The organism is Nocardia crassostreae (genome assembly GCF_001613405.1).
In the GTDB taxonomy this organism is placed as follows: domain Bacteria; phylum Actinomycetota; class Actinomycetes; order Mycobacteriales; family Mycobacteriaceae; genus Nocardia; species Nocardia crassostreae.
Map to the genome: position 1 here is coordinate 316,077 of NZ_BDCH01000025.1, position 12,855 is coordinate 328,931.

Sequence of the window (12,855 nt, forward strand, 5' to 3'; positions counted from 1 at the left end):
GCGCCAGGTTAACTCGTGTTCTCAATCCCGGCCCTGCTGCGGAGCGAAGCGCGCCAGCACCAGATTCTCCAGCACGCCGACCACCGCGTAGGCGAAGACCGACACCACCGTCACCACCGCGATGGACGCCCACAGCCGGTTGTACTGGAAGGTGGGAATGGCGCGGATCAGGCCCGCGCCCAATCCGGTGCCGCTGCCCAGCCATTCGCCCAGCAGGGCGCCGATGAGCGCACCGGGCACCGAGACCCGCGCGGCCGCGAACACCGAGGGCAGCGCGGCCGGGACGGCGACCATGCGCAGCGCCGTCCATTGCGAACCGCCGTATGCGGCAACCAGTTCCATGGCCTGCCTGGGCGCCGAACGCAGCCCGGTCATGATCATGACGAGGGCCGGGAAGAACACCACGATGGCGGCCATGACGGTGACGCCGAGCAGGCCGCGGCCGAAGATGAGCACAATGATCGGGGTGAGCGCCACCAGCGGCACCGAGCGCAGCAGCATGGCCACCGGCATGAACGCCTGCGAGACGGCGGGCACGCCCACGAACAGCGCCGCCACCAGCAGCGCCCCGCCCATGCCGAGACCGAACCCGATGGCGGCATCGCGCAGGGTGATCCGGAGTTCGCCGAAGATGGACTGGCGGACCGTATCGGAGGTCGGGCCGGTCATCAGATAGGCCCAGACATCGCCCGGCGTCTTACCGACCAGTCCGACCTGCGGATAGAGCTGGAGGAAACCCCACCACAGCGCGACCAGCAAAATCAGCGAAACCAGCAGCGGCAGCAGGAATCTCCCGATGGGCCGCAATACGTTCAGGGCCTTCATCACGCCTCCGCTCGCGTCCACGGCACCGCTACCCGGGCCACCAGCGCCACCAGCGCATAGCCGAGCCCGGCGAGCGCGGCGGCGGCCAGGGCCATGCCCCAGGTGCGCGGCACCTCGTAGGCGTTCTGCGCCGCGGTGAGCGCGACGCCGATACCGCTGTCCACGCCGCCCAGGTATTCGCCGATGATGGCGCCCAGCACCGCCGAGGGCGCGGCGATCTTCAAGGCGGCCAAGGTGTTCGGCAGCGCCGCGATCAATTGCACGCGGCGCAGTTGCTGCCAGCGTCCGCCGCCGTAGGCGCGGATCAGGTCCAGGCTGGTGCCGTCGGCCGAGCGCAGTCCGGAGACGGTGCCGACCATGGTGGTGAAGAAGCAGTACATGGCGGCCAGGAACACCGTGGGCGTGCGGCCGCCGAACACCACCAGGATGATCGGGCCGAGCGCGAGCAGCGGGGTGCAGTAGCTCAGGATGGCCAGCTGGGTGACCAGCATTTCGATGGGCGGGATCAACACCACCAGCACCGCGAGCGCGATGGCGAGCAGATTGCCCCACAGGAAGCCTTGCAGCGCACCCCAGGCCGTGATTTCGAAATTGGGTCCGTACAGCGCCCAGCCGTCGGTGTACATGGTGTGCAGCACCCGCCACGGTCCGGGCACGGTCCCGCCCGCGACGTTCATCACCGCGAGAATCGACCAGAGTGCGAGCAGGGCGGCGATTCCGGCGGCCCCGCCCAGCCACTTCCGAGTGCTCATTCCGCCGTCACCCCGCCCTGTCCGCTGCGGCCGAACAGCAGCTCGGACAGGTAGTCGTGCAGCTTGTGGAATTCCGGGCTGCGCATCATCTCCGGGGTGCGGGGCCGCGGCAGATCGATATCGACGACCTCCACCACGCGCCCGGGCCGCGGGCTCATGACGGCGACCACATCGGACAGGAACACCGCTTCGGCAATGCCGTGCGTGACCATGAGTGTGGTGGCGGGCTTTTCGGTCCAGATGCGCAGCAGTTCCAGATTGAGCCGCTGGCGGGTCATATCGTCGAGCGCGCCGAAGGGCTCGTCGAGCAGCAGGATGGTGGGCTTCACGACCAATGCGCGCGCGATCGAAACCCGTTGCCGCATACCGCCGGACAGCTGTGCCGGTTTGGCCTTCTCGAAGCCCTCCAGCCCGACGAGCCGGATCAGGTCCGCGATCAGCTTCGGATCGACCGGCATCCCGGCCACCTGCAAGGGCAGTTTGATATTGGATTCCACACTGCGCCAGGGCAGCAGCGCCGAATCCTGGAAGGCGATCCCGAACTCGTGGCGGCGGCGCAGTTCCGCCGGGGTCTCGCCATTGATGCGCGCCGTGCCCGCGGTCGGGGTGTCGAGCCCGGCGAGAATCCGCAGGATCGTGGACTTCCCGCATCCGGACGGACCCAGCAGCGACAGGAACGCGCCCTGCTCGGTGTGCAGATCCACCGCGTCCAGGGCCTGCACCGTGCGCCGCCCCGACCGGAACGTCTTGCTCAACCCGCTGATGTGAATACCCGTGCCACCAGCGGTCACTTCCGAACTCATAGGGCCACAGTAAGAGCCGGGAATTGCACGGAGATTGCGAATCGGCGGACGAGATTTCCGGGTTGTTACGTCCGGCCACCGCTTCGGGTTAACCGCACGGATTCACCATTGGGACGGTTCGAACCAATCCCGCGCCTCGCGCCGGAACAGCGCCACGATCACCACCAGCGACACGATCGTCCCCAGGGGCCCGGGCGGCCGTCCGTCGGTGATCGACGGCACCGTCCACAGCATGTTCAGTCCGGCAAGCAGGATCGCGCCGATCCGCACCGACTGTCCTTCGGCATTGAATGTCGAGGCCACCAGACCGAGCAACCAGGCCGGGAGGAACGGCACGGCGGTCATCAGCGCCGACCTGCTCCCCAGCAACCATCCCGCGGATGCCACGCACACCACCCCGACCAGTGCCAGCCCCACCGCGAAGACCTGCGCCACGCGCACCGCCCGCGGCATTCGAAAACCGTCGTCCACCCCCGATCCGTGATCCTGCTGGTATTCGAGGTCCGACACCCGCACGACAGTACCAATCCGACCGGCCCGCACCGTCAAACCACGCCGCCCGGCGGCGGTCTCGGCCGACTGGCCAACCCCCTGTTGCGGGCTAGGGGCGCGCGGCCACGAATTCCAGTTCGCGGACGCGGACCGTCGGGAGTAGGCGGTCGCGGAGGACGCGGTCGATCTCCCCTGCCACGGGGATGACCACGGCCGCAGCGGAAGTGGCGACGGCGTCGGCCAGGAGGGTGGGCCAGTCCGGGGCCGGGTCGGCGGCGAGGGCGGCGATGATGGCGGCCACCGCGGCATCGCCCGCACCGGTCGGGTTGCCCGCGAGAGGTTGTGGAAGGGCGGCCGACCACGCGCGATCGGCGGTGACCGCGACCATGCCCGCACCGCCGCGGGTGACGATGACCGCATTCGCGCCATCGGCGATGAGGGGGTCGACCGCAGCCAGTATCTCCGGGACCGTCGTGGCTGGACAGCCGGTGAGGCGTTCCAGTTCCTCGGTATTCGGGGTGAGGGTGATGCCCGGGACGGTGGCGGCGAGTTCGAGTGCCGGACCGTCGAAATCGCAGATGGTGGGGACCCCCGCCGCGATCGCCAGGCGCGCCAGCTCGGCGGGCAGGCCGGGATCCACGCCGCCGGGCTGCGATCCCGCGATCACCAGGCCGGTCATATCCGAGAGCAGTCCGGCCACCCGGACGCGTAGCTGGTCGACGGCGCGCGGTTCGGAAATACGCGGCCCGGGTTCCCAGAGCGCGGTGGCGGTGCCGTCGTCGGATTCGCTGATGACCACCGTGCGCCGCACCCAGGGCAGGGCGTGCACGAAATCCACCGGCATCTCCAGCGAGGCCGCCGCGGCGAACGAGTGATCCGAGAAACCGGTGGCGCGCGCGTATTTCCCGAGCTGGTTGAGCACGCGCGTGACATTGATGCCGCGTCCGCCGAGCCGCTGATCCACCGACCGCACCCGGTGTGCTCGCCCCCGCTCGAAATGCTCGACCCGGTAGGTCATGTCATAGGCCGGGTTCATGGTCACGGTGAGGATCACCAGTACCACTCTGCACGCCGGGCACCCGGACGCAAGCTTTCGTTCGCACTATGGCACTCAATGTCTGTGCCGTCTCAGATGCGCCCCACCCATCACCCGGTCATACGTTCAACACACGCAAATGGTTCACCACATCCCGCTGCATTCCGAATCGCCCCGGCCCCAGGTATTTTCGCGGATCCGACGCGGAATTTCCTTCCAGCGCGGCCCGCACCGCCGCGGTGAGAGCAATATTCAGCCGCGTTCCGATATTTATTTTCACCATCCCGTGCCGCACCGCCGCCCGCAGACCCTCGTCTGGGACACCGGAAGATCCGTGCAAGACCAGCGGCACCGGCAGCCGCGCCGCCAGCCGAGCGATCAATCCGTCGTCCAGCGCCGCCCCCCGCGTCTGCATGGCATGCACCGACCCCACCGCCACCGCCAACGCGTCAACCCCCGTTACCGCCACGAACTCGGCCGCTTCCTCCGGATCGGTCCGCACCCCCGGCGCATGCGCACCGTCCTTACCCCCAACCTCCCCGAGTTCGGCCTCCACGAACACCTCCCGCGCCGCACACCACTTCGCAATCTCCGCAGTCGCGGCAATATTCTCCGCATAGTCCAGCCGCGCCCCGTCGAACATGACGGGGTTCAACCCGACCTCCACGGCTTCCTCGATCAGCCCGCGTTCCGTGGCGTGATCCAAATGCCCCCCGAGCGCCGCCGAACTGTCCTGCGCTATCTGCAAACAAGCCCGCGCGAGCGGCTTGAGCCCCCCGTGATACTTCACCGTGTTCTCCGAAATCTGCAGAATCGCAGCCCTGCCCACCTCCTCGGCCGCCGCCGCAATGGCCTCCGCATGCTCGAGGGTGATCACATTGAACGCCCCCAACCCACCCGGCCGCGCCAGCGCGATGAGCTCGGGAACAGGTAGCAACGTCATGAAAACTCCCGAACGTCCGGCACTCTCACCGATTCGACAACAACAGCCCCCACCAGCCGATCCCGCACCCCGAGGTCGATCTCCCCAGCCAGGGGCATCCCCACCGCAGCCCCCGAAACAGCCACCGCCCCCACCAACAACCCACCCCACTCCCTCGCGAGCAGGTACTCATGCTGCCGACTACCGGCGTGTCTCTCGCGTGAATACATGCGCCGCTGATGAGCTCGGAGGGTGGTGATGGCGGAGGCTGCGGCGGCGTCGCCTGCGCCGGTGGGGTTGCCTTGGATGGGGGTTGGGAGGTGGGCGGACCAGGAGCCGTGCGGGGTGATGGCGACCATCCCGTCAGGGCCTCGGGTGGCGATGATTGCGGCTACGCCCCCGGATAGGAGCGGACCGGCTGCTGTTGCGACCTCTGCGGGGGTGCTCGGGGTGGCACCGGTAAGGGAGTGCAGTTCGTCGGCATTGGGCATGAGGACGACGCCGGGCACTCGGGACGCGTGGCGCAGGGCTTCGCCGTCCACATCGCAGATGACGGGGATTCCGGCGGCGGTCGCTAGCCCGGCCAGTTGTGCGGGTAGGGAGGGGCCCACGCCTTTCGGCAGGGAACCCGAGATCACCAGGCCGTGCGCCCGGGGTAGGAGTTCGGTGATCTTGGCGCGGAGTTGGTGCACCGAGCTTGGATCGGGCAGTGGCGCACCGGGTTCCCACAGGCCGGTGGTGGTCCCGTTCGCTTCGGTGATCACGACGGTTCGCCGTACCCACGGCAGGCAGGTCACGAAGTCGACCGGTAGTTCACGTCCGGCGGCGGTTGCGAAGGCGAGGTCTGCGAAGCCTGTCGCCATGCACTCGACGCCTAGGCTTCGCAGGACTCGCGCCACATTGAGGCCCTTGCCGCCGACCCGCTGTTCGACTTCCGGGACCCGCTGTACCGCGCCGTATTCGAACTTCGCCATTCGGTAGGTCAGGTCGTACGCGGGGTTCGCGGTGACGGTGAGGATCATGACGCCCACCGCCCGCGGTGCAGCACCCGCTGTAGGCGCAGTTCGTCGTCGACGACGATGAGGTCCGCGAACGTGCCGGGCCGCAGTTCCCCGACATCGGTCAATCCCGCTGTGGTGGCGGGGGTTTGCGTTGCCGCGCGCACGGCATCGCGCAGCGGGACCCCGCATTCCCGGACCACCCAGCGCACGCACTGCAACAGGTCGGCCGTCCCACCGGCAATGGACCCGCTCGCCACCCGTGCCACGCCATCGCTCACGCGCACCTCCTGCGGCCCGAGTCGATAGACCCCGTCGGCCATACCGGCGGCGGCCATGGCATCGGTCACCAATGCGACCCGGTCTCACGCCACCGCGAAGACCATTGCCGCGAAACCGGAGTCGATGTGAACGCCGTCGCCGATAAGCTCGACGGTCGCGTCCCCGCTCGCGGCGGCAGCCAAGGCTCCCGCCACCGGCCCGGCCGCGCGGTGATGCATGGGCGGCATGCCATTGCCCAGATGAGTGACGGATCTACCGAATCCGTTGGGCCGCAGCCCATTCCGGAAATCGGTGAACACGGCATCGCTGTGGCCCAGGGATACCGTGACGCCGCGCTCGGCCAGCAGCCGCGCGACCTCGGCAAATCCAGCGCGCTCCGGTGCGATGGTCATGACCCGCACCTGCCCTTCGGCCGCCGCCAGCAGGCGGTCGGTCAATGCGACGTCCGGATCGAGCAGCAACCCCGGATCGTGCGCTCCGCACCGGGATCCGGACAGAAATGGCCCCTCGATATGGATCCCGCCGATCACCCCGTCCGCGGCCAGGTCCCGCAGCGCGGCGACCTGATCCACCATCGCGTCGGGCGCGGCCGTCACAATCCCCGCCAGCACGGTCGTGGTCCCCCGCCCGCGATGAAACGCCGCAGCAGCAGCCGCTTCCGCCGGATCGACGGTATCGAACCGATGCCCGGCCCCACCGTGATTGTGAATGTCGACCAGCCCGGGCAACAGTATGCCCAGGAACGGCAAAGGTCCCCAATCCGGATGCGCCGCCCGCCATTCGGCAGTGGTCCGCACCCGGGCGACCCGCTCGCCGTCGATCGACACCACCCCGTCGTCGATATCGTGCGCCGCCGACACGATCCGCCCCCGAACATGCACCCCCACGGTCCCTCCCGCTCCCCACCCGCTCACCGCGCCACCCGTATCGAGCCGGTCATATCAGGGCTCCGTGGCGGGCCAAGAGGGCGGAGCCGGTCAATCCGGCTCGGGCGCCGAAGGTTCCGATGACGACGGCGGGGGCCGGAACGAGGCGGAGGCGGGTGGTGAGGGCTTGGTGGAGGGGGTGGGCGAGGGCTTCGCCTGCGCCCGCGAGGCCACCGCCCAGGACTATGAGTTCGGGGCAGACGGCGTGGACTATGCCGATCAGGCCGTCGGCCAGGGCTTCCACAGCGTCGGTGACGACTGCCCGGGCGGCCGGATCATCGGGGAGGCGGGCGAAGATGTCTGCGGCGCTGGGGTATTCGTGGCCGGTGCGGCGGGCGTGGGCGCGGGTGATGGCGGGGGCGGAGGCCAGGGTTTCCACGCAGCCGGTGTTGCCGCAGGGGCAGGGGAGGCCGTTCTTGCGGACCGGGATGTGGCCGTATTCGCCCGCTTGGCCGAGGGCGCCGCGGACGAATCCGCCATTGACGGAGAGGGTTCCGCTGATGCCGGTGCCGATGACGACGACCAGGACGGTGTCGTGGGCGCGGCCCGCGCCGAAGCGCCATTCGGCCCAGCCCGCGGCGGTGACATCGTGTTCGAGGAGGACGGGCATGGACCAGCGGTCGGTGAAGCGGGGGCCGACCCGGACGTCGCGCCAGCCGATATTGGCGCTGAAGACCGCGATCGAGGCGGCGGTGTCGACCACGCCGGGGAGTAGGACGGCGGCGCGGGCGACGCGGGGGCGGTCGGCGGGCGGGAGTTCGGCCAGCAGCTTGTCCCCGAGTTCGAGCATGGCGTCGAAGGCGGCCTCGCCGTGCGGGGTGGCCACCGCGCCGGAGGCGAGGACCGCACCTGCGGCGTCGGTGATCTCGGCCTTGATGGTGGTGCCGCCGACGTCCAGGCCGAGCACCAGCGCATCGGGTTCGAGGGGGGTCGAATCTTGCTGCACTGCCGAGCTCCAAACTCAGTCGAGGACCACCGAGCGGGTCAGGCTGCGCGGGTGGTCGGGGTCCAGGCCGAGGTCGGCGGCGCGGAGGACGCAGAGACGGTGTACGCGAACGAGTTCCGCCATGGGGTCGATCCGGCGGTGTTCGAGATGGGCGCCGGTGGCGGCGACGGCGGCGGGCAGGCCGGTGGGCTGGGGGCCCAGCGCCCAGACGGCGCGGCCGGGGGCGGCAATGCTGATGGGGCCGTGCCGGTATTCGGTGGACAGGTAGGACTCGGTCCAGGATTGGCAGGATTCGCGGAGTTTCAGGGCGGCCTCGTCGGCCAGCGCGGCGGCGAAACCCATTCCGGTGAAGGTGATCTGGTCGGCATAGCGGACCGAGGCCAGGGATACGGCGGGATCCTCGGCGAGCACGGCGCGAGCCTGGGCGATGACGGGGGCCAGATCTTCACCCAGATGTGCGCGCAGGATCGCCACAGTGGTGGTGGCGAACCGGGTTTGGACCACCGAATGCTCATCGGCCTCGTCGATGAGGATGGGCGCGGCCAGCTCGAGCACGGGAGTGCCGGGGCTGGAACAGATCACGGTGCGCGGCACGCCCTCCGGCAGCGCGCGCAGGGCGTCGACCACCTCGGTGGTCGTTCCGGAGCGGCAGATCACCAGGTAGCGGTCGTACTCGCGAGTGCGCGGCGGCTGCCCGGCGGGCCAGGCATCGGTCAGGCCCTGGCCGGACGACTCGCGCAGTGCGGCAATGGCTCCGGCCATGTAATAGGAGGTCCCGCATCCGATCACCGCCACGCGCTCACCGCCCGCGGGAAGTAGTTCGCGATGGTCGGCGGCGATGGCCGCGGCGCGGGCCCAGCAATCCGGCTGAGACTCGACCTCGGCGGCTAGATACGTCAGCACCAGAACAGCCTGCGCCCGGTGATCGTTCATGTCAAATTTACAGCCAAAGTAGTCAATATCAATCATGTAGTGAGTTAGATTCGACACCGATCACCCGATCGAGTTCATCATCCGCGATTCCGGCCGGGTGTGTGATCGAAAGGCTCCATTCGTGAATAGACGACTTCACCGCGTAGTGGCAGGCGTCGCGATGCTCACCGCGGCCACCCTCGCAATCACCTCCTGCGGATTCGGTTCCGATGACGACTCCGCCAATGACCCGAACACCATCAATCTGCTGGTGCCGTCCTACAGCGACGGCGCGAACGGCACGAAAGCCCTGTGGGACAAGATCATCGCTGGCTTCGAGGCGCAGAGCGGGGGCGTCACGGTCAACCTGCAGATCGAATCCTGGAACTCGATCAACGATGTGGTGCGCACCAAGCTCCAGTCCCAGGACAGCACCCCCGACATCCTGAACATCGACGCCTACTCCAGCTTCGCCACCGATGGAATGCTCTACCCGGCAACGGATATCGTCTCGCCGTCGGTGATCTCCGATATCCAGCCCGCCTTCGCCAAGAACGCCAGCATCGACGGAACCCAGTGAGCGCTACCGCTGTTCGCCTCCACCCGCACGCCGTTCTACAACACCGAGCTGTTCGCGAAGGCCGGTATCACGACCCCACCCAAGACCTGGGCCGAATTGACCGACGCGGCCACCAAGATCCAGGCCCTCGGCGGCGGCGTCTCCGGCTACGGCCTGCCGCTGGGCAAGGAAGAGGCGCAGGCGGAGTCCTCCATCTGGATCTTCGGCGCGGGCGGTCAATGGGCCGACGGCGACAAGCTCACCATCGACACCCCGGACAACCTGGATGGCGTGCGCGCCATGAAGGCCCTCGCGGATGCCAATGTGACCCAGCCGAATCCGGGCGCCACCGATCGCAAGGACGTGATCAACTCCTTCATACAGGGCAAGATCGGCATGATCGAGGGCCTGCCGCCCACCATCGGCCAGATCGCCGAGAAGAATCCCGCCCTGAAGTACGCGACCGCGCCGACGCCGACGGAGTCCGGTCAGCCGGTGACCCTCGGCGTGGCCGATCACCTCATGGCCTTCAAGAAGGACGGCAGCAAGCAGGCCGCCATCAAGAAGTTCCTCGACTACTTCTACTCGGCGGCCGTCTACGCCGATTTCGTGAAGAACGAGCACTTCATCCCGATCACCACCAGCGCGGTGCAGGCGCTCGCCGACGATCCGGTGACCAAGATCTTCGGCGCCACCCTGCCGGTCGCCCAGTTCTACCCCAGCAACAACCCGAACTAGGCCGCGGTACAAGGCTCCATCCAGCAGAACATGGGCACCATCGCCCAGGGCGCGGACCCGGCCGACGTACTGAAGAAGATCCAGGCAGCGGCGAATTGAGCAAGGGCAGAACCCGATTCACGGCGGGGCTGGCCGCCCTGCCGTGGATCGGCCCGGTGCTGGTGCTGATCGCGGCCATCGTGGTCTTCCCGGCCGGGTACATGATCTGGACCAGCACCCGCGATCTGAGCCAGTACGGCCAGGATCGCGGCCCGGCCGGACTGGCGAATAACCGTGCGCTGTTCGATATTCCGGAGCTGGGCTCGATCCTGTGGCACACGGTGGTCTGGGTGGTCGCGGTCGTGTTCGTCACCCTGCTGCTCTCCGCGGCGCTGGCGCAGTTCCTGAACAAGGATTTCCCGGGCCGCACGGCGGTGCGGCTGGCGGTGCTGGTGCCGTGGGCGGCCTCGGTGGTCATGACCACGACCATCTTCTACTACCTGCTGGATCCCGATGTGGGCCTGGCCAATCGGTTCCTGGTGGATATCGGCCTGCTGGAGCGCGGCTACGGCTTCACCAAACAGCCCACGCAGGCGTTCATCGTGGCCATCGGGGTGGCGGTCTTCGTGTCCATCCCCTTCACCACGTACACGATTCTGGCCGGGCTGCAATCGATTCCGGCCGAGCTGGACGAGGCGGGCCGGGTGGACGGCGCGAATTCCTGGCAGCGCTACCGCTATCTGACCCTGCCGCAGCTGCGCCCGGCCATTGCGGTGGCCACCATCATCAACATCATCAATGTCTTCAATTCGCTGCCCATCCTGCAGGTGCTCACCGGCAGCATCGCCGGATTCGACGCCGACACCACCACCACGCTGACCTTCAAGCTGATTCAGCAGAACCGGCAGGTGGACACCGCGGCGGCCATGAGCGTGCTGCACTTCGTCCTTATCATCAGCATTATCGCGATCTACGTGAAGGTGATCAGGCCCGCCGATCGGGTGGACTCATGAGGCAGCGCCGCTGGGGACTCACCGCGGTGGGCGTGCTGCTTGCCGCGCTGTTCCTGATCCCGTATATCGCCATGCTGCTCGGCTCCCTGAAATCGCGCGCCGAGATCCTGCGCATCCCGCCCACCTATCTGCCGCAGCAGTGGCATCCGGACAACTACTCCACCATGTGGGACACCCCGGAGACTCCGCTGCCGTACAACCTGGCCAGCACCATCATCATCTCGACGGTCGCGACCCTGCTGGTGCTGCTGGTGGCGGTCCCCGCCGCGTATTACACCGCGCGGCAGCGCTTTCCGGGCCGCGCGGCCTTCCTGGGCCTGGTGCTCATCACCCAGATGCTGCAGCCGACGGTCCTGGTGGCGGGCCTGATGCGGGAGTTCTTCACCCTCGGCACCGACGACACCCTGCTGGCCATGATCCTGGTGAACTCGGCGTTCAATCTCTCGTTCGCGGTGTGGATCCCGCACAGCTTCTTCGCCTCGGTACCGGTGGAGATCGAGGAGGCGGCCCAGCTGGACGGGCTCTCGCGCTGGCAGATCCTCACCCGGGTGAGCCTGCCGCTGGTGTGGCCCGGCATCGTGACCGCCACCATCTTCACCGTGGTCGCCTGCTGGAACGAATTCGCCGCCAGCCTGGTCATCTTGACCACCGACAAGAATCAGCCGCTGTCGGTGGCCCTGACCAAGTTCATCGGCCAATACGACACGGCTTGGCAATACGTCTTCGCCATCTCTACGGTCGGTATCGTGCCGGTCGTCATCCTCTTCGCCGTGATCGAGAAACGCCTGGTATCGGGTCTGACTGCTGGCAGCGTGAAGTAAACGAGGAGGGTTCAGGTGACGGCTGCGGCCGACCGGTCCACACGATGGAACCGGCTGCTGGAACTGCTGGCCGAGACCGGGCGGCTGTCGGTGGAGGAGGCCGCCGAACGCCTCGGCGTCTCCGCCGCCACGGTCCGGCGCGATTTCACCGCCCTCGCCGATCAGCAGCTCGCGACGCGCACCCACGGCGGCATCGTGGCCACCTCGGTCGCCTACGATCTGCCCGCCCGGTACCGGCAGGGCGACGAGGCCAAACAGCGCATTGCCGAACACGCTGCCGCGCTGGTGGATTCGAATACGGTGGTGGCGCTCAACGGCGGCACCACCACGACCGCCACGGCCCGCGCGCTGGCCGGGCGCTCCGATCTCGGCAATGAACTCGTCCTGGTCACCAATGCCCTGAACATCGCCGCGGAGATGGTGCTGCGGCCGCATCTGCGCACCATCTGCCTGGGCGGTATGGCGCGGCGGGAATCCTATGAGCTGCACGGTCCGCTGGCCGAGCGGTCGCTGGCCGAATTACGGGTGGACACACTGATTCTCGGCGTCAACGCGCTGTCGGTCGAGGGCGGGGCGCAGTGCACGCACCTGGGCGAGGCCGGGGTGAACGCCGAGATGGTGCGGCGATCGCGGCGGGTCATCGTGGTCGCCACCTCCGACAAACTGGGCGGTTCGGCGCTGGCCCGGATCTGTCCCATCGATCAGCTGCACGTGCTGGTCACCGATACCGACGCGAATCCGGATGTGCTCGCGGAGATTCGGGATGCGGGTATGCATATCGAGCAAGTCTGATTGTTAATGATTGATTTTCCTATAGACAGAGCATAAACGCGCAATTACGCTACGGTGCA

General features: G+C 67.9%; 14 protein-coding genes and 1 pseudogene. 4 read left to right on the forward strand and 11 right to left on the reverse strand.

From position 1 onward, the window contains the following. Nucleotides 1-21: 21 nt before the first annotated feature. From NC4_RS26325 to NC4_RS26370, 11 genes are all read right to left on the reverse strand, one after another. Complete coding sequence (locus NC4_RS26325; RefSeq protein WP_439957559.1) at nt 22-816, reverse strand: ABC transporter permease; 795 nt, start codon at nt 814-816, stop codon at nt 22-24. A gap of 8 nt (nt 817-824) precedes the next feature. After that, entirely contained in the window at nt 825-1,577 is a 753-nt protein-coding gene (locus NC4_RS26330) for an ABC transporter permease (protein WP_067543382.1), read from the reverse strand. Then, nucleotides 1,574-2,380 carry an ABC transporter ATP-binding protein gene (locus NC4_RS26335; RefSeq protein WP_067543385.1) on the reverse strand — a complete coding sequence of 269 codons (807 nt, stop codon included), beginning with the start codon at nt 2,378-2,380 and terminating at the stop codon, nt 1,574-1,576. The genes NC4_RS26330 and NC4_RS26335 overlap by 4 nt, the downstream gene beginning before the upstream one ends. A gap of 102 nt (nt 2,381-2,482) precedes the next feature. Beyond that, on the reverse strand, nt 2,483-2,890 hold the full coding sequence (locus tag NC4_RS26340; RefSeq protein ID WP_157555213.1) for a hypothetical protein: 408 nt from the start codon (nt 2,888-2,890) through the stop codon (nt 2,483-2,485). Nucleotides 2,891-2,981: 91 nt separating this feature from the next. Next, a complete protein-coding gene (locus tag NC4_RS26345) occupies nt 2,982-3,926 on the reverse strand; it encodes a hexose kinase (protein WP_067543592.1) in 945 nt (314 codons plus the stop codon). Between the two features lie 100 nt (nt 3,927-4,026). Next, on the reverse strand, nt 4,027-4,851 hold the full coding sequence (locus NC4_RS26350) for a class II fructose-bisphosphate aldolase (protein ID WP_067543391.1): 825 nt from the start codon (nt 4,849-4,851) through the stop codon (nt 4,027-4,029). Next, nucleotides 4,848-5,852: a hexose kinase gene (locus NC4_RS26355; protein WP_067543595.1), complete on the reverse strand. Its 1,005-nt coding sequence runs from the start codon at nt 5,850-5,852 to the stop codon at nt 4,848-4,850. Before NC4_RS26355 ends, NC4_RS26350 begins: the two co-directional genes overlap by 4 nt. Then, nucleotides 5,849-6,178, reverse strand: coding sequence for an amidohydrolase family protein (locus NC4_RS43215; protein ID WP_245721929.1), 330 nt, complete (start codon nt 6,176-6,178; stop codon nt 5,849-5,851). Before NC4_RS43215 ends, NC4_RS26355 begins: the two co-directional genes overlap by 4 nt. A 15-nt stretch (nt 6,179-6,193) precedes the next feature. Then, a complete protein-coding gene (locus NC4_RS26360) occupies nt 6,194-6,997 on the reverse strand; it encodes an amidohydrolase family protein (protein ID WP_245721930.1) in 804 nt (267 codons plus the stop codon). 49 nt (nt 6,998-7,046) lie between these two features. Beyond that, nucleotides 7,047-7,982, reverse strand: coding sequence for an ROK family protein (locus NC4_RS26365; RefSeq protein ID WP_084529786.1), 936 nt, complete (start codon nt 7,980-7,982; stop codon nt 7,047-7,049). Between the two features lie 15 nt (nt 7,983-7,997). After that, nucleotides 7,998-8,915, reverse strand: coding sequence for an SIS domain-containing protein (locus NC4_RS26370; protein WP_067543394.1), 918 nt, complete (start codon nt 8,913-8,915; stop codon nt 7,998-8,000). 160 nt (nt 8,916-9,075) lie between these two features. Here NC4_RS26370 and NC4_RS26375 point away from each other — a divergent pair. From NC4_RS26375 to NC4_RS26390, 4 genes and pseudogenes are all read left to right on the forward strand, one after another. Continuing rightward, nucleotides 9,076-10,191, forward strand: a pseudogene (locus NC4_RS26375) (ABC transporter substrate-binding protein). Between the two features lie 95 nt (nt 10,192-10,286). After that, nucleotides 10,287-11,183, forward strand: coding sequence for a carbohydrate ABC transporter permease (locus tag NC4_RS26380; RefSeq protein ID WP_067543397.1), 897 nt, complete (start codon nt 10,287-10,289; stop codon nt 11,181-11,183). Then, the gene (locus NC4_RS26385; RefSeq protein WP_067543400.1) at nt 11,180-12,004 is read left to right on the forward strand and encodes a carbohydrate ABC transporter permease; all 825 of its coding nucleotides are present in this window, start codon (nt 11,180-11,182) and stop codon (nt 12,002-12,004) included. The genes NC4_RS26380 and NC4_RS26385 overlap by 4 nt, the downstream gene beginning before the upstream one ends. 15 nt (nt 12,005-12,019) lie before the next feature. Beyond that, nucleotides 12,020-12,796, forward strand: a complete 777-nt coding sequence (locus NC4_RS26390; protein ID WP_067543404.1) for a DeoR/GlpR family DNA-binding transcription regulator — start codon at nt 12,020-12,022, stop codon at nt 12,794-12,796. Nucleotides 12,797-12,855 lie beyond the last annotated feature (59 nt).

Coding starts and splice junctions, on each gene's coding strand:
- NC4_RS26330 (WP_067543382.1), bottom strand. CDS start 1,577: ATGAGCACTCGGAAGTGGCTGGGCGGGGCCGCCGGAATCGCCGCCCTG.
- NC4_RS26335 (WP_067543385.1), bottom strand. CDS start 2,380: ATGAGTTCGGAAGTGACCGCTGGTGGCACGGGTATTCACATCAGCGGG.
- NC4_RS26350 (WP_067543391.1), bottom strand. CDS start 4,851: ATGACGTTGCTACCTGTTCCCGAGCTCATCGCGCTGGCGCGGCCGGGT.
- NC4_RS26355 (WP_067543595.1), bottom strand. CDS start 5,852: ATGATCCTCACCGTCACCGCGAACCCCGCGTACGACCTGACCTACCGA.
- NC4_RS26370 (WP_067543394.1), bottom strand. CDS start 8,915: ATGAACGATCACCGGGCGCAGGCTGTTCTGGTGCTGACGTATCTAGCC.
- NC4_RS26385 (WP_067543400.1), top strand. CDS start 11,180: ATGAGGCAGCGCCGCTGGGGACTCACCGCGGTGGGCGTGCTGCTTGCC.